Source organism: Sphingomonas sp. SFZ2018-12 (assembly GCF_022496715.1).
Lineage (GTDB): Bacteria > Pseudomonadota > Alphaproteobacteria > Sphingomonadales > Sphingomonadaceae > Sphingomonas.
This window is the reverse complement of the sequence record NZ_WTFM01000004.1, coordinates 46151-61320: the sequence shown is the minus strand read 5'-3', so window position 1 is coordinate 61320 and position 15170 is coordinate 46151. Positions and strand designations below refer to the sequence as shown.

16 protein-coding genes are annotated in these 15170 nt (G+C 66.0%); 1 reads left to right on the top strand and 15 read right to left on the bottom strand.

The genetic code is table 11. The features are described 5' to 3' along the window. Positions 1-51: 51 nt before the first annotated feature. Positions 52-372, bottom strand: coding sequence for a hypothetical protein (locus GO308_RS14725; RefSeq protein WP_240886001.1), 321 nt, complete (start codon positions 370-372; stop codon positions 52-54). Positions 373-444: 72 nt separating this feature from the next. On the opposite strand from GO308_RS14725, the gene GO308_RS14720 reads away from it, so the two are divergent. After that, positions 445-627, top strand: a complete 183-nt coding sequence (locus tag GO308_RS14720) for a hypothetical protein (protein ID WP_064311449.1) — start codon at positions 445-447, stop codon at positions 625-627. Between the two features lie 8 nt (positions 628-635). On the opposite strand, the gene GO308_RS14715 is transcribed toward GO308_RS14720, so the two are convergent. From GO308_RS14715 to traC, 14 genes are all read right to left on the bottom strand, one after another. Then, positions 636-3461, bottom strand: coding sequence for a conjugal transfer protein TraG N-terminal domain-containing protein (locus GO308_RS14715; protein ID WP_240886000.1), 2826 nt, complete (start codon positions 3459-3461; stop codon positions 636-638). A gap of 23 nt (positions 3462-3484) precedes the next feature. Beyond that, positions 3485-4885, bottom strand: coding sequence for a conjugal transfer protein TraH (locus GO308_RS14710; protein ID WP_240886057.1), 1401 nt, complete (start codon positions 4883-4885; stop codon positions 3485-3487). Between the two features lie 65 nt (positions 4886-4950). Further along, the gene (locus GO308_RS14705; protein ID WP_240885999.1) at positions 4951-5775 is read right to left on the bottom strand and encodes a conjugal transfer protein TraF; all 825 of its coding nucleotides are present in this window, start codon (positions 5773-5775) and stop codon (positions 4951-4953) included. A 2-nt stretch (positions 5776-5777) separates the two neighbouring features. Continuing rightward, positions 5778-6020 (bottom strand): hypothetical protein, encoded by a 243-nt coding sequence (locus GO308_RS14700; RefSeq protein ID WP_240885998.1) that lies wholly within the window; start codon positions 6018-6020, stop codon positions 5778-5780. After that, positions 6001-6339: a hypothetical protein gene (locus GO308_RS14695; protein ID WP_240885997.1), complete on the bottom strand. Its 339-nt coding sequence runs from the start codon at positions 6337-6339 to the stop codon at positions 6001-6003. The genes GO308_RS14700 and GO308_RS14695 overlap by 20 nt, the downstream gene beginning before the upstream one ends. A 78-nt stretch (positions 6340-6417) precedes the next feature. After that, positions 6418-8304, bottom strand: a complete 1887-nt coding sequence (locus tag GO308_RS14690) for a conjugal transfer protein TraN (RefSeq protein ID WP_240885996.1) — start codon at positions 8302-8304, stop codon at positions 6418-6420. Further along, a complete protein-coding gene (trbC, locus tag GO308_RS14685) occupies positions 8301-9047 on the bottom strand; it encodes a type-F conjugative transfer system pilin assembly protein TrbC (protein WP_240885995.1) in 747 nt (248 codons plus the stop codon). Before trbC ends, GO308_RS14690 begins: the two co-directional genes overlap by 4 nt. A gap of 10 nt (positions 9048-9057) precedes the next feature. After that, positions 9058-10074: a conjugal transfer pilus assembly protein TraU gene (gene traU / locus GO308_RS14680; RefSeq protein ID WP_240885994.1), complete on the bottom strand. Its 1017-nt coding sequence runs from the start codon at positions 10072-10074 to the stop codon at positions 9058-9060. Continuing rightward, positions 10074-10343 carry a hypothetical protein gene (locus tag GO308_RS14675; protein ID WP_240885993.1) on the bottom strand — a complete coding sequence of 90 codons (270 nt, stop codon included), beginning with the start codon at positions 10341-10343 and terminating at the stop codon, positions 10074-10076. Before GO308_RS14675 ends, traU begins: the two co-directional genes overlap by 1 nt. Then, positions 10343-11017, bottom strand: coding sequence for a type-F conjugative transfer system protein TraW (gene traW, locus GO308_RS14670; RefSeq protein WP_240885992.1), 675 nt, complete (start codon positions 11015-11017; stop codon positions 10343-10345). Before traW ends, GO308_RS14675 begins: the two co-directional genes overlap by 1 nt. Continuing rightward, positions 11014-11547, bottom strand: a complete 534-nt coding sequence (locus GO308_RS14665; RefSeq protein WP_240885991.1) for a S26 family signal peptidase — start codon at positions 11545-11547, stop codon at positions 11014-11016. The genes traW and GO308_RS14665 overlap by 4 nt, the downstream gene beginning before the upstream one ends. Next, positions 11528-12220, bottom strand: coding sequence for a type-F conjugative transfer system protein TrbI (locus GO308_RS14660; RefSeq protein ID WP_240885990.1), 693 nt, complete (start codon positions 12218-12220; stop codon positions 11528-11530). Before GO308_RS14660 ends, GO308_RS14665 begins: the two co-directional genes overlap by 20 nt. Next, on the bottom strand, positions 12213-12572 hold the full coding sequence (locus GO308_RS14655) for a hypothetical protein (RefSeq protein WP_240885989.1): 360 nt from the start codon (positions 12570-12572) through the stop codon (positions 12213-12215). Before GO308_RS14655 ends, GO308_RS14660 begins: the two co-directional genes overlap by 8 nt. 5 nt (positions 12573-12577) lie before the next feature. Further along, positions 12578-15169 (bottom strand): type IV secretion system protein TraC, encoded by a 2592-nt coding sequence (traC, locus tag GO308_RS14650; protein ID WP_240885988.1) that lies wholly within the window; start codon positions 15167-15169, stop codon positions 12578-12580. Position 15170: the final 1 nt, after the last annotated feature.

Genomic DNA, 15170 nt, shown 5'->3' with positions numbered 1-15170 from the left:
TGCCAAGCCCGATTGACCCGGTGGCGGCCACGACCTCCGGCCGGACCCGATCTATCCGGCCGCATAGAGGGCGATCGCCAGGGACATGCAGAAGATCGACAACCAGATCACGATCTGGCCGAAGATGTGGAGCACGAGGCCCATCCAGTTGTAGCGACGGCGAAGCGCGATCCCGCTCGCGACCGCAACGAAGAATGCGATGGTAACGGGCATCGAGATCGACGGCGAGCGCTTCAGACTCGCCTCGACGATCGGCATGAGGCCGACCGCCATAACCAGCATCCACGAAAACCCGAATACCGCCGTGTCCGCGAGGTTCAGGTCGTCCAGCGGGCTTTTCCGATCCTCTTGCCGGGGCTGCCGCGTCGCCATTCAGCTGCTCCCTGCTCTGCTTGTGAACAAACCTCGAACCTTGTATGTTGGAAAGGTTCGGAGGTTCGTCACATGCTGGACACGCACACTCTCTTGGTCACGCAAGATCGGCCGTCGGGGCCTCTTTTGCTGATCGAAGATGCTCCGGTGGTTGCTGACACCGATGAGCCCCAGACTGTGGGAACCGTTATCGGCCAAATTCTCGGCGTCGCACTCGTCATCGCTCTCGGCGTTTACATGACGCTGGCAATCTAACACCGCGATCACTCCCGCAGCTTCGGATCGACGAAGAAGCCGCGGTTGTGATCGCGGTTCACCTCGCTCTGCACGTCAACGGAACCCTGCACGGCGCCGGTGCGCGCGGCACGAGCCGCCGCTCGGTCGCCCTCAAGCTGCTCCCCACCCCTTTCGATGACAGCCTGTGCCGCTCCACGGTTGCCGTCTCCAGGTCCGGCCGGGATGCCAGAAACGCCATGCGGTCGGTACGATCCGCTTACGTCGGCCGCACTGTCGACCCCCGGCCTGTGGACCTGAACGAGATCCGGCTCCTGCAGCCTCCCGGCGATCTCCTCTCGAATGCCGTCCTGCTTCTCGCGCATCCAACGTGTGATCATCTCGCCACGGACCGCCCGCTGATGATCGCTGAGGTCGGTCGCCCAGAGCTCCGGCGCGTCAAGGCCGGGATTGGATACCTGCTGCGCCCGATACCATTGCGCGAGATCCTGGCTCACGTTCTCGCTCAGCTGCATGCCGTGAGTCTCGGCGTAGCTGGCATCACGCGATAGCGACTGCGACAGCTCCTCCAGCTTCCGAGCCGTTTCGGTGTACGACCGCGCACGGGCGAGCGCCTGTTCGTGGGTCAGCGACGAGCTCGACGTGCTCGACGCGCGACTGAAGACGCCGGAACGATCGTAGGTGCCATCGGACGATGTCGCGCCCGTACCGTTCGAGTGCTCATCACGAACGCCGCTGCTGGAAGTGCTTGAGCTGTCCGAGGAGCGTGCGTTGTCAGTGCTGTGTCGCAGCGTGTCTTGCTGGCTCCCCGTCTTGCTAACGGAGAGCCCCGCGCCGGGCAGGGCGCCGAGCACCCGACCAAGAGCGCCACCCCGGCCGCCGCTTCCACCACCGCCGCCGCGGTTCCCACCGATGCCCGCATCAAGTCGTCCGCCGACTTGGTCCACGGTCCCGGCGTTCCGATCGTGACCATCCGAGACTCTCTGGCTCTGCCCCGTCGACGACCTATCCTCGAGGCCTTGCGAACTGCTGCCGGTCGTGCGGTCAAACTGCTCGATCGAGGTGTTCGCCGAACGGCCGCTACTCGAGTCCCAACCCGAGGATCGTTCGCTCGACGTGCCGTAGGCGCTGCGGTCCGTCTTGCTCCAGGTGAGCATCTCTTGAGCAGCGTTGTCGAAGGCCTGCGACTGACGGTGCGCCTCGCTCGCCATCTGCCGCCATTCCGAGACGGTGCCCGTGGATACGGTGGGCGTGAAGCCCAGCCGGGAGATAGCGCCGCCGGTATCGAACACATCCTGCCCGTTCCCGAAGCCGTTGATGACGGCGCCGTTGTCCTGCCGCCACCCCACGCTCGCCGCACCGCCCATGAAGCTCGGAGCAGTCGACCACTGGTCAGCCTGCCGCATGTTCGAGGTCGAATTGGCCCAGCTCACGTTCCCGTAGGAATAGTTGCCGGTGGTCTGCTCGACCGCAGCCGCCTCGGCCGCATTCTGCGCGGGAGCGAGCATCGACGTCGCTTGTCCGGCGATTGACATAGCCCCGCGCGCGAGACCTGCCGCGAGGAATGGGATGCTCATCAGCATGAAGCCGGCGATCGTCGCGGTTTCCCCGTTCACCGCGCCAATCCCGGCATAGCTACCGAGCGACATGCCACCGGCCGCGACGCCGTTGGCGGCGCTCTCTGCTCGCGTCATGCAGATCATGTGGAGGATGACGTAGAGCGGTCCCCAGGACGCGAGATAGAAGAACCCCATCGCGTAACCCTTCAAGGTACTGAGACCTGTCTGGGGCAGCAGGAAGAGCGGGAAAATGACGGGGAACATCGCGAAGAACACGACTGTCAGCACGATGTTGAGGATAGGCACCCACGCCATCGCCTGCTGAGCGATCGAATTGTACGTGTTGCGCGCCTGAATGTCGGCGCGAGTCTGCGCGAAGGTGTCGATAGCGGCGGCGCCGCTGCCACCCGCCATCGAGTTGCGCGCCTGCATGAAGGCGTTGATCGCGGTGTTCTGGCGCATGACGCCGGTGAAGTCGTTCCCCGACCCGGTGAAGGCCTGGTTCACGATCGGGACGTCGTGTTTCAGCTTCGCGGCCGCGACGGCGTTGCTGAGCTTCGGATAGACCTCCTTCGCCCAGGGCTCGGCGTTGGCCTCGATCATCGCCGTCCACTGCCCGTCGAGCGTCTGATAGGCCTGCCGGCAGGTGATGATATAGTTCTGGACGGAGCCGTCCCCTTGGCGCTCCAGCCATTCCTGCGAGCGCGCCTCCGACCCCGGCCCGATAGCGGCCCACAGGTCGGTCGCCTTGGCGAGGTTGGTGAGCGACTTCTGGTAGAGCATTACGTCGCCGAAAAGGCAGTTCTTAAAGTGGTTCTCCAGGTTAGTGGAAAACTCGGCATCGCGGATCACGAAGTTGCGCGTCGCGTCGAAAAGGCGCGCGCCATAGACCATCCCGTTCGTCGTGTAGTTCAGCTCCCCGGGCATCACGAATACGGTTTCCGCGGTGCGAGTGAGCCAGTCCCCGATCTGCGTCGTAAAGCTCGCGAGCACGCCCAGCCCGAGCGGAACGTTGGCGACCGTCGCCGGCGCAAGGCTCGGGTTGATGCGGTCCGTGACCTTGATGTCGATCGTCGGCACCATCAAGCACAGGTAGATGCCGGTCGCCTGCAGGAACCAGTTCATCCAGGCGCGGAAGTTGAGGGTGAAGGCGACGACGAGCAGCGAGTAGATGAGGCCCATCACCATTACGACGCGGAGGAGCGAGCGATAGCCCCCTCCCCCGGCCCAGGCGGCGACGGCGTTGAAGGTGTTGACGAGATACTCGCCCCCGCCGACGGTGAAGACTTCAAGCACGTCGCTACCCTCCCTCTACGCGCTTAGAGCAAGCCCTGCGCGTTCAGCCCCCGCGAGAAATTGAGCGCCGAGGACATGCCCGGCGTCATCGTGTTCTGAAGGGTGGACTCCAGCATGATGCTGCGATTGATGATCTGCATCGTCACCTGGAGCTTGTTGCTCAGCTTTACGTCGCGTTGGGCGAACTTGGCGCGTGTCGCGGCGATCTGCTGGCGCCACTGCCCAGCCGTCTCCTGGTCCGCCGTCTGGTAGAAGACCTTCGCCTGCTCGACGCGATCGAGCATGTTGTCGAGCATGGCGTTGAGCAGGTCGACCGCGACGATCTCGGAGAGCGTCTGGATCTCGCCGTCGGTCAGCGCATAGTGGGCGTACGCCTGGACAGCGAGGATCTTGTAAACCGGCACCGTCGCCATGTTCAGGAGCTGCTTTTCGGCCGCGTTCAGCGCGGTGTCGCTACGGATCTTCGAGCTCATGCTCTTGATCATCGTCGCGATGCGCGGCCGCAGCGCGGTCGCCTCGGGAACGCTCAGGGTCTGGTCCGAGACGTCCGTGCAAGGGTCGTTGTTGCACTTCAGGATCTTGACCGGCGGAGCATTGGCCGTGCCGTCGAGCAGCGCCGTGACCACCGCCTCCTCGGCCGGACCGTAGATCACCACCTTCGGCCCGCTGCTGCTGTCCGCCGGCGGCGTGGTGACGATCGTGCCGACGAGCGTCATGACGTACTCGGAGAAGTCCTGGTCGAACGCGCCAAACTTGGCGGACTTCTTCAGCGCCTCCCAGGTATAGTTGTGGGGGTCGCCGACGATCTGATCCTTCATGTGCGGGTCGGTGTTGCCGGCGAGCGTACCGTCACGCTGGCCGCCGTTGTTGCAGCCCTGCCGCGAAGCCGCCCAGTCGGAGAACACGCCCTGGCTGTTGCCAACAGCCTCGCAGATCGTGGATCGCGTCGTCTCCATCTGGGGCCAGATGCCGCCCACCAGCGCCTGAGCCGTCTCGCAGCTGGAGATGTTCATCTGGTTGAGGAGCTGAGCCTTCTGGCTGAACTCGTCCATCACCTTGCCGATCTCGGGCGAGACGCTGTCGATGGCCAGCTTGAAGGCGAATCCGAGCGCGTTGTTGGCGGTCGCCTTCAGCATCGCCACGATCTCGCTCGCGTTGATAAAGCTGAACGACCCCGAGAAGAGGTCGATGCCACCGCAGCCTGCACGCGCGCTAGGGAGCTGGAGGTTGAAGGGCGACACGCTCTTCTGCGGGAAGCGCGTCCACACGTTGCCGAGCGAATAATAGCCGGCCGACTGCCCTTGGAAGGCGGTCGGGCCGGTCACGTTCGCGGCGCCGCCGGCATCGTTGAAGAAGCCGTTCATCTCCGAGGCGACGTCAGCGCGAGCGACGCCGATCAGGGCAAAGTGCGTGGCGGCAACCATCGTCAGGGCGGTGCCCGCGCGCCGCGCGAGCCTCCGCAGGCGGCCATGCTGGCGCGGACTGGTCATCAGTAGTCGCTCCCCACCTTGGTGTTGGTGAGCATGAAGATGCGATCCATGATCTCATCCGCGCTCAGGATGCCGTAGCCGACCGGGATCGTCCGCTTGGTAGCGGTGTCGAACAGCACCAGCGCCGGGGTCTCGTTGCCCGAAATGCCCATCCGGGCGCGCTGCCCGGAGTCGACCACGTAGTTCGGAAAGTCGCGGCTCGGGCCGCCGTCCATCGAGACCGCCATCACGGCCATGCGGTGACTGTCCGCCACGGAGCGAAGGATGGGCGCGAACACCTCGCACGCACCGCAGCTCTGCGCGTAGAAGTAGAACAGGCCGTAGCGCTGGCTGAGGTTCGTCAGCACCTGGTCGCGGTCGGCCTTGCGGTTGTCGAGCCACGCGCGCTTCGCGACCGTGTTGACCGGCCGCTGCAGCGTGTAGTCGATGTCCGGGTTCTGCCAGAGCGCGCGCTGCCAGGTGTCGGAGAAGGTCGACGCCCGGTCGAGCTGCTCGCGCTGGAATCGCACATAGGCGATGACGTTCTCCTCGGACGGGTCGAGGATCGCCTTGGCCTTGAGCTCGTCGAGCTGGTGGGTGATCGCCGCGAGGCGCTCGGCCGCGCTCTTCTCGGGCACCTGGGGTTGGGCCTTCGCCGTCTCGGCCGGCTTCGGCCGGGTGCAATAGAACCACTGCCCGAGCTTGCGCTTTCCGCAGTAAAAGTCGTCGCCGCGACCCGTCGCCTCGACGCTCTCATCCCTGCTTTGCGCTTCCTGCGCGAGCGACGGTGTCGCGATCGGCGCTACCGTCAGCAGGAGCATCGCCAGTTTCGCCATCCTCGACATGGTTATCGTCCTTCCTTCTGATCGGCCGCGACGTCCGACGACGATTGCGCGGGGTTGCTGGGGGTGGTGGAGGCCGGTGCGCTCCACCTCGCGAGGTGGAGGCAGCAATCGAAAGCGGCGGTGGACGCTTGGCCGGCACCGCAGCTTGAGACGGCGGGCAGTCGTGCGGCCGGCCGAGTGGGCGCCGGGGCCACCGCGGCGAGCAGCGCGGCGACGAGCGCGGGCTCAACGATCACGAACGCCATTGTCCAGCTCTCCTTTCGACAAGCGCAGCACCGACATCATCAGGGCTACGTCGATCAGGCGCGTCCCCTGATCGAGCAGCCGGATCATGCCGTTCATCAGCGGCCGGGCCGCTCGACGGCCCTCCTCGGTCGCCCGAAAGCAGCGGCCGTCCTCGGAGACCCAGTGGTTCGCGAGCATGTTCTCGATCGGCGCGGACGCGGCCGGCGGGTCGACGGCGCACTCGAACCACGACCCGATCACCTGACAGATCTCCTCCACCCGCGGCGGATGGCTGGCCCGGAACACGCACATGAAGATGGCGAGCTCGAACACCGTCATTGACCAGTCGCAGGCTGGAGGGCCGGCGGAGACAAGGTCATTCGCCACTGCCGTCATGTTGATCACTTAGCCCCCCGATCATGGCTGACCCCCGTGCAGGTCGTAGTAATTCTGGATCTTCTGCTGGATCTCGGTCATCGTCTGGACCTCGTCCGGCAGCTTCGCGGCGTCGATGAACTCGGCGTAGACTTCGGTGAAATCCATCACGGACAGGTCCAGCCGAGCGAACTCGTCAATCGTGAAGCCCTTGCACTGCTCCTTCTTCGGGGCACCCCAGGGCTTGTTGATCTGGGGGCGGCCCTGCTCCTGAAGGATGCGGCTGAGCTTGCTCTCGAAGCAGCAATAGGCGGTCGACTTGGAGGTGCAGACGCCAAGGAAACTGTCGCTGCAGTAGGTGCCGACCTTGTGGCAGAACCCCATGCGGTCCTTGATGTCGAGCTGCATCTCCTTCTGCGAGCACATGAAGGTCGTGAGGAACGGGGTCGCGAGCGCGGCGATCGCCGCCGGCCCGCCGGCGAGAGCGGCGCCGCCTGCTGCGGCGGTCAGCAGTCCGGACGTCTTGCCGGCACAGCAATTGACGAGACCGAACACCGGCTTGTGGCAGGTATTCCGCTCACCGGAGAAGACCGTCAGGTTGTTGGGGTCGAACTCCTTGCCGGCCTGGTCGATCGAGTGGAGCGCCACCAGCGCATCCTTGAACTCGGTTGAGGCCTCATGCGTGATCGGCTCGCAGTCCCCGTTGATGCAATAGACGTCGTCGCCGCAGATATACTGCTTGTCGGCGGGGTTGGCGCCATCCGGGATCGGGCACTTGTAGACCTTCTCCGTGACCTTGCACGGCCCGTCCTGCGGATCGTCGAGGCACTCGTCGCGAAGGTAGGTGCATTGGCGGTTGCCCTCGAGATCGCCGCAGTCGTTGCCCGCGGTGAACACATGGCAGGAGAAGTCCCGCTTCCACGCCCAGCACGCCTGGGTGACGGACACGCCGTCGAAGACCCGCGTTTCCGGTCCCTCGGTGCAGACATCCTCGCCCGAGGTCTGGGTACACATGCCGTCGGAGGCCAGGGCGGCGCAGCCGCTCTCCTCGCGCGTCACCGTGACGGAGGATTCGCCCTCCTTCTTGTAGTATTTCGTGCCGGTCTTATAGTTCTGGTGGGCAGGGATCTCGCCGTCGGGGATAGCGGACGAGCAGGAGTAAAGCTGCGCCGGCCCCTTGTTCATCGAAGACAGCCGCTTGCAGTAGCGCCGGTAGCCCTCGACGTCGTCGCCACCGGCCCCAAGCTCGATCTGCGCGTCGCAGACGTGCATGGAGACGGGCTCCGAGCGGCAGATCCCCTGCGCGACCTTGGCCTGCATCACCGAGTTCTTCGCGAACCCATTGTCCTCGTTCGAGTCCGGCGCCCCGAAGTAGAACCAGCGCTCCGTGTTCACGATATGCGGAACCATGCGGATGCTGCAGGATCGCGGCTCCTCCGTGACCTTGGTGCCCTGGTTGCACGTCGCCTCGTAGTAGCCGTTGGTCCCCGATCCTGGCGGCAGCGGCTGGCACTGCCCGCTCTCGGAGCCGATGCTCTGACCCTGCAGATAGGCTTGCGGATCGTTCTCGACCGCGGTCGCACGGCTGGTCGTCGCGAGGATCTCGGAGTTACTGAACGTCGCGCGCGTGTGGCCCTGGTCGGTGGCCGTCCGGTAGGCGTCGTTGGTCGACCGCTGCGCCGTGCCGGCCGCGACGAGCGCGTCCGGATCGTCGAAATAGGTGCTCTGCGGCTGGTCGGTCCCGGTATAGCCCGGCACCGCGCTCGCCTGGGCGTCGGTGGTCGGGACGAGGCTTCCGTCCTGCCGCTTGGCGTTGCCGAGCGCCTTCCCCTCCTCGCGCGCCTGCTCGGCCGTCATCTGCTGCGCGGCTGCGGGACCGACGACCAGGCAGATGCCGAGCAACGTGCTGAGGAGTGGGCGGAGCTTCACTGCTGGCGGCTCCGCGCGAGATTGCCGAGCGCCACCGACGCGATCCGCGCGCCTGGCCCGTTCGCACCCGCGAAGGTGTTGAGCGCATAGTCGACGGTGACGTTGCCCTCGATACGATCGTAGGGAGGCACCTTGGTCTGGCAGTGGAAGCCGGCGCACAGGTCGAACGTCGACGACACCGCCACATAGGTCGGCACGGCCTGGACGTTGAAGGCACGGAACAGCCGGGGATCGATGCCGATGTTCGGCATGTCGTCCTTCTGGACCACCTGGCCAAGGCGGTTGACGAACTCCTTGGCCGAGTTGTTCGGGAAGCCGCGGAAGACGACCACGCCCCCTGCCCTCGCCGTGTCGGCGATCAGCTGCTTGAGCGACGCCGGCGGCATGGAGAGGCTCGCAAAGACCATGAACTGCGGAGCGTCCCCGCCCGGCGTGTTGGCGTTCGATGCCGCGCCCTGCACCAGCTCGTCGAAGTCGATCTTGCCGTCAGGTCCCTTCGGAAGGTCGGTCGCCGCGACCCGCTGCATGTTGTCCATGCCCGACTTGCGGACGACGGTCGCCTGCTCGCGGAACTCGTCGCCACGGTCCTTCACCTGGTCGACGAAGGCCTGCGCTTCCGCCTGCAGGTCCGCCGCGCGCTTCTTCACCGCCTGGACGTCGAGCCCGTCCACGGTCTGCGCGAGGATCGCGGACACGCCCGCGGTGCCGAGAAGCGCGGCGAGCCCTAATGTCAGAAAGCGCATGCTTCTCTCCTCACAACACGCAGCAGTTGCGCTTGCGCCAGACGAGGTAGCCCATGTCCTCGCCACCGGCCGGGAAGGCGCGACCGGCCTCGGGCGGCATCGTCGACGCGCCGATCGCGGAGCAGGCGAACCGCCCGCTGACCGTCGGGATCGGGTTGACCATCTGGAAGCGGTATTGCTGCTTCCGCATGATCGGCATGAGGTACTTCTTGCAGAGCCCCTCCGAGCCCATCGTCCCCCACGCGAGACCCTCGCGGTGCATCTTGTAGGCGAACCGCGAGAGCGCGAGCCGCGACGACTGGACGTGGCCGATGGAGGCCGGGACGTTGCCGTTCAGCGGGTACATCGGCCCCTGACAACCCGCGCACCAGAACAGCGAGTCCAGCGGCAGGTTGGCGGTGCCGGCGACGCAGTCGCCCGCGCATGCCGCCTGCGCGATCGGGTTGGCGAAGACGATCGCCTCCGGATTGATGATCGCGGTCAGCGAGTCATCCTGCCAGAGGGGGTCGACCTCCGTCATGTAGGCGATGTCGAACGACGCCTGCTCGAAGCAGACGAAGTCGGTCAGGATCTCCATCCAGTAGAGCAGCGGGTAGACGTACCAGTGGATGTGCCACTTGGCGGTGCTCTGGGAGCGTCCCCCGACCATCGATGGCCCGGCGAGATAGCCTTGGCCGATGTCGAAGCCCGGGGCGATCCGCATCCCGCCCAGGTTCGAGAAGCACCACGGCTTCATCGTCACGTCCGCGAGGCGCGCCGGCTCCCAGAACCCGACCGAGATGCCGATGCGCGGCAGCGGGTCGGCGCAGGCGCAGATCGGGGAGGCAGGGTTCTTCGGATCGGGGCGGTTGCCCGGCCAGATCTTCGCGCCTCCGATCGAGAGCGGGAACAGGCAGCTCCAGCAGACGTCCGTAATCGGATTGACGAATTTGCCGGTGCAGGTCGGCGCCGCCTCGGCACGCGGCGTCAGCGCGACCGTCACCAGCAGCAGTCCCAGGACGCCCATCAGGGCACGCAGCCAGCGCATCAGCCCGGCTCCCCTGCCCGCTCGAGGAACGCGGTGTCGGCCGCGTTCTTCCGGCGGAGGTAAAGCGCGGTATAGAGGCCCGCGCCGACGAGCAGCGCGGCCGCGAAGCACGGGGCGGCGCGGCCGATCGCAGCGTGGATCTGCGCGAAGAAGCCGACCATCAGCGCGACCGATAGGCACAGCCCCTGCCAGGTGCGTCGCATCCGGCGAAGCGCGGGCGTTTCCGGAGCAGCCATGGGCGTCCGGAGCAGGTCCAGCCACAAAGGCATCAGCTCTTCGCTCCCGGCTTGAGGACGGTCTCTGAGACGTGCAGCAGCTTGCCCGTCTGGACGACGACCGCCGGCGTGTGGCGGATGCCGAACTTGCCGGTCAGGCGGCCCTCCTGGTCGAAGAAGAACCGACGCTTGCGCGAGGTCATGGACTCAATCGGCGAGCCGCTGACGAAGATGATCTTCGCGTTGAGCTCGGTGTACCGTTTCGTGGCCCAGTCGACCTGCGCGGCGTCATCGCCGTCCACGAAGACGAGGCTCTGGCGCATCGAGACGAAATCGAGCGGGTTGATCCGCTGGCCCGCCGCCGCGATCAGCTGGCCCTTGTGATCGCGGATCTCGCGCTCGAGGGTGATGGTCGGGTCATAGTCCCAGGTCCGCGGCTCTTCGGCCGCGGTGATGCCTGCAACAGCGGCCGGACGCCGCACCTTCGCCTCGACCCGCTTGGCGAACGTCGCATTGACGCGGTCCATCTCGCCAGACGCCTGCGCCCGCTGAAGGCGTGCCTCGATGGTGGTGAGGAGATCGGCTTCGGCGATCGGGAATGTCTGCCCGAGCTGCCCGAAGTCACGGGCTTGGCCGGGCACCGCGCCGACCAGCAGAAACGCCGCCGCAAAGAGCAGCCCGCCGCCAAGGCCGGTGCCGCCGAGGTACAAGAGCGTTGACCGCTTCATAGGATCGCCTCGCCGGTGCCGACGATCTGGCGCTGACACGCGAACCCGATCGCCGCGTACCGGGAGTCGAAACCGTCCTTGTGCGGTGTCCCGACGTAGTAGCAGCCCGACGGGATGACCCCGCTCGGACCGATCGCCAGCGGCTCACCCGCCTTGGTGAAGGGCTTTGTGTACGCGACGACACGGTGGTTGACCGTGACCAGCCTGCCCCAGTGCCGGACCGTATCCCCGGGCATCCCGTAGACGATCTTGCCGAACATCTCCGGCTTGGAGCCGAAATGCCGGCGGACGAGGTCGCTCCTGGGAGGCAGGAAGAAGACGTATTCGCCGCGCGCCGGCACTTGGTTCTTGTGGATGACAAACGCCCAGTTCGGCAGCGAGTCCGTGGTGTTGATCAGGAGGGCGTGCTTGTCGCGCCAGTCGCCGATCGCACCGAGGATGACGCTGCCGGCGACGAACGCGCCGAACAGACCCCAGAGCAGCTTGCGGCCGCTGGCCCGGGGCGCGAGGTCACTGACCGCCGTTGCCATTGGGACCTCCGAAGGTCGAAGTCATCGCCGCGGGCACGCCCGAGGGCACCCCCTGCATCGCCGACGGCATCTGCATCGGCTGCTGTCCGCCGGAGACAGGTGGCGCCGCCGACATCGGATCGATCGTCGCGCCGGCACCGGCCGTCGCGGGCGGGACGGCATAGGCCTGCGGAACCGCCGCCGCGGCCGGGGCGAGCTGCTGCTGAAGCTGCTGCATTTCCTCCGCGCTCGCCGGACGCGGCTGACGAATGCCGCTCGCATAGACCGCCTTTTTCAGGCTGTCGGTGATGTCCGGCACGTTTTCGGTGAGCACCGCCTCGCCGACGAGAACCACCTGACCGTTGGCGCTGCGCCGCTGGATCTCGTGCTTGAGCGACGACATGAAGGTCCGCATCTCGGCCTCGACCTGCGCGGGTGGCGACGCGGCGCGGGCCTGGGCCGTCACATACTCGCCGACGATGCTGGAGAGGCTCGCCTTGACGATATGCTCCTCGCGCGGCGCGACGAGCGCCTTCGTCACCCACATCGACCAGATCAGCGCGACCACGAGCGCTGCGCCCAAGACGAGCTGCGCGCGGGTGAACCCGCCGAACCCACGCTTGGCGCGGACGACCGGCGCCGGGGCGGCGGAGGTCGCGGGGGAAGGGAGGTCGAGTTCGGGCTGGTCAGCCATTGGCCTTGCTCCGCTTGGGGTCGCGCGAGGGGAGGATGCTGTGGCGGCGGAAGAAGATGACCGCGGCCGACAGAGCCAGGTGCGCGACGATGAGGACGTGCTTGAAGGAGGCAATACGCGCCGCGTCGGCCGCGACGTACCGGCTCGCCATGTTGTTGAGCTGGTGCATCATGCCGTCGACCGAGAGACCGCCGATCGCGAGGAAGAACAGGACGAACAGCCCCCAGGTGATCAGGAGCGTGGTCGCCAGGAACCCCGCCATGTGCAGGTAGAAGTAGAGGAGGAAGCCGACGTCGACCTTGGGCCGGGAAGCCTTCGTCGCGCCGTCGAAATCTGCCGGGATCGTCGCCATGAAGATCACTCCGCCGCGATGGCGGCCGGTTCATCGGCAGGCACCGCCCATTTCTCGGGGTTGTCGGGGTAGGCGATCCGCTCGATCGCCTGGTCCATCGTGAGGCCTTGCGCCACCAGCGCCTCGATCGCCGCGAACGTGCGCGGGCTCGACGAGAACAGCGCGGCCGAGAAGGGGTCGAGGACGAGCCGGCCGACCGCCAGCGTCTCCGGCCCCTTGATCATGATGTCCGAATATTCGAAGCCGTTGCGCTTGAGCGAGCGCAGGAGTGCGTCCGTATAGTCGTCCATCTCGAAGCGATCGTGCTTCTTGAAGTCGGCGATGGTCTCCGGCTTCTGCTGGAGGATCACGAACCAGTCGCTGTTCTCCAGCGCCGCGATGCTGCCCGCCGACTTGTAATAGTCGTTGAGCGACTGGGTGGCGGTGACGAGCGACGCGCCATACTTGCGGCAGGTACGGGCATAGGTCTCGATGAAGTCGGCCATCGCGCCGCCCCGCAGCATCTGCCACGCCTCGTCGAGGAGCAGTGCCTTGGGGATCGAGCGATCGACCTTTCGCATCATCTGCTGCGACATGAACATGATCGCAGTCAGGACGACGCTGCGCAGTTCCTCGCGCGAGGACAGGTCGGACAGCTCGAACACCGTGAGCTGCGCCTGCAGCTCGAAGGACACCTCGCCCTTGAAGAACTTGCCGTAGGTGCCCGCGCTCGAGAACGGCATCATCGCGATGGCGAGATGCGACGCCAGCTCGTTGCCGGTCTCGTTCAGTGCGGCGATCACGTCGTCGATCGAGCCGTTCCGCCCCTTCGCTTCCCAGACCCGGTTGACCGCGCCGTCGATCAGGCCGCGCTCTGTGTCGGTGAGCCGGTCGATGTGGCGGGACATCTGGTTCACGATCGCCTTGAGCATCGCCATGCAGTCGAGGAGGTAGTCCTCGTCCTCAGCCGCCTGACGCTCGTCGATCATCGAGAACGGGTTGAGGCAGAAGCCCGAGCTCATCGTGAACTCGACAAAGGCCCCGCCCTGGAGCTTCGCCGAGTGCTCGAAGCTACGACCGTCGTCGATCACCACCACCTTGGAACCGGCGCCGCACAGGGAGGCGCAAAGCTCCTGCAGAGCGACCGACTTGCCGCTGCCGCTCTTTCCGAACACGGCGACGTTGTGGTTGCCGGCGGCGTTCTCGAACGGGCTCCAGAAGAACGGTTGCCCGCGCCGACCGATCAGGAGCAGGTGCGGCGTGTGGCCGCCCAGATACTCTCCCTGGATCGGCGCGAGATTGGCCGCGGTCGTGCTCAGCATCGTCCGCATGCGCTTCATGCGCTCGAGGTCCTTGGATAGCCCGTTCGCCATCGTCATCGGCATGGCGCAGAGCAGCCCCATGACCTGCAGGTAGCGATCGTCGAGGAGGTCCCAGCCCGCTGCCCGGTACACCGACTTCAGGATGCGCTCGTTCGAGTCACCCTTACCCTTCGGCGAGAAGGACGTGACGCTGTAGAACAGGCGCACCAGCTTGCGACCCTGCCGGATCTCGTCATTGACGAACTTCCACTCCTGCGACTGATCGCGGAGCTGCGGGAGGAAGCGGGCGGACTTCGAATCCGCGAGGCTCGTCGTCCGCATGAACTTGTAGCTGGCCTTGTTGGTCGTGGCCTGCGGGTCGGGGAAGTCGAGGCACAGGTTCGTCGACACCGGGCACGGCATGCGCAGCTTGTCCGCGAACATATCGCCGATCAGGCGCGCGCAGTCCCAGGGCGCCCAGCGCTGGGGCAGGTTCCGAACCGAGAAGGACCGGACGTCGAAGACGTCGGGATAGATCTCGCCGATCTCCGGCGCGCCCTCGATCTCCTTGCCGGTCGGCCGGAACCGCTCGGTGCGCAGCAGGATGCGGTCGGGATCGATCTTCATCTCGATGTCGCGCCGCACTGCCTGGTCGGAGATCGGATCGAGGGGGTTGTAGCTGACCACGTCCTCGCCGGCCGCGGTGGTCGGCGACGTAATGTCGTCGATCCAGCCGATCAGCGCGACCGGATCCATCTTGCGCGCGGAAACGCCGATCGACCCGAGAACCGAGATGAGGCCTTCCATCACGGCCACGATCTCCTCGTTCGACACGCTCGAATTTTCAGGCGTCGAGTAGGAGATCGCTACGCGGTGGTTGCGAAGGCAGAACGGCGCGTCCGCCGAGAGCGAGTTCCAGACGCCGTCGGTCAGGAAGTCGACGCGGTGCTTCGCCATGCGCTCGTACACGCCGCTCGCGGAGTAGCGCGGCAGATACCACTTCGAGAGGCGCTCGCTGATACGCGGGCTCATCCAGTCGTGGAACTGCAGGCACCCCGGCGCCGGGATGCCTTCCGAGAGGAACTGCGTCAGGATCTCGCCTGTCCGCTCGTCCGCCCCGACCAGCGGCGACACCTCGATCACGAAACCGCGCGACGCCGAGTTGTAGAAGATGCCCGTCTTCGGATCGTAGCTGCGGTAGGGCAGCCAGTGCGCGAGCATGGGCACCGCCAGGTCGGGCCGCTGCGCATCGGGACGCTTGCTGTCTCCGAAGACGCCGGAGAGCAGGCTGTCGAAGAAGCCGGGCTTCTCGCTCATC

Excerpts from the sequence above, each read along its gene's own strand:
- GO308_RS14725 (WP_240886001.1), bottom strand. The coding sequence starts at position 372 with ATGGCGACGCGGCAGCCCCGGCAAGAGGATCGGAAAAGCCCGCTGGAC.
- GO308_RS14720 (WP_064311449.1), top strand. The coding sequence starts at position 445 with ATGCTGGACACGCACACTCTCTTGGTCACGCAAGATCGGCCGTCGGGG.
- GO308_RS14710 (WP_240886057.1), bottom strand. The coding sequence starts at position 4,885 with ATGGTTGCCGCCACGCACTTTGCCCTGATCGGCGTCGCTCGCGCTGAC.
- GO308_RS14705 (WP_240885999.1), bottom strand. The coding sequence starts at position 5,775 with ATGTCGAGGATGGCGAAACTGGCGATGCTCCTGCTGACGGTAGCGCCG.
- GO308_RS14700 (WP_240885998.1), bottom strand. The coding sequence starts at position 6,020 with ATGGCGTTCGTGATCGTTGAGCCCGCGCTCGTCGCCGCGCTGCTCGCC.
- GO308_RS14695 (WP_240885997.1), bottom strand. The coding sequence starts at position 6,339 with ATGACGGTGTTCGAGCTCGCCATCTTCATGTGCGTGTTCCGGGCCAGC.
- trbC (WP_240885995.1), bottom strand. The coding sequence starts at position 9,047 with ATGCGCTTTCTGACATTAGGGCTCGCCGCGCTTCTCGGCACCGCGGGC.
- traU (WP_240885994.1), bottom strand. The coding sequence starts at position 10,074 with ATGCGCTGGCTGCGTGCCCTGATGGGCGTCCTGGGACTGCTGCTGGTG.
- GO308_RS14675 (WP_240885993.1), bottom strand. The coding sequence starts at position 10,343 with ATGCCTTTGTGGCTGGACCTGCTCCGGACGCCCATGGCTGCTCCGGAA.
- traW (WP_240885992.1), bottom strand. The coding sequence starts at position 11,017 with ATGAAGCGGTCAACGCTCTTGTACCTCGGCGGCACCGGCCTTGGCGGC.
- GO308_RS14665 (WP_240885991.1), bottom strand. The coding sequence starts at position 11,547 with ATGGCAACGGCGGTCAGTGACCTCGCGCCCCGGGCCAGCGGCCGCAAG.
- GO308_RS14660 (WP_240885990.1), bottom strand. The coding sequence starts at position 12,220 with ATGGCTGACCAGCCCGAACTCGACCTCCCTTCCCCCGCGACCTCCGCC.
- GO308_RS14655 (WP_240885989.1), bottom strand. The coding sequence starts at position 12,572 with ATGGCGACGATCCCGGCAGATTTCGACGGCGCGACGAAGGCTTCCCGG.
- traC (WP_240885988.1), bottom strand. The coding sequence starts at position 15,169 with ATGAGCGAGAAGCCCGGCTTCTTCGACAGCCTGCTCTCCGGCGTCTTC.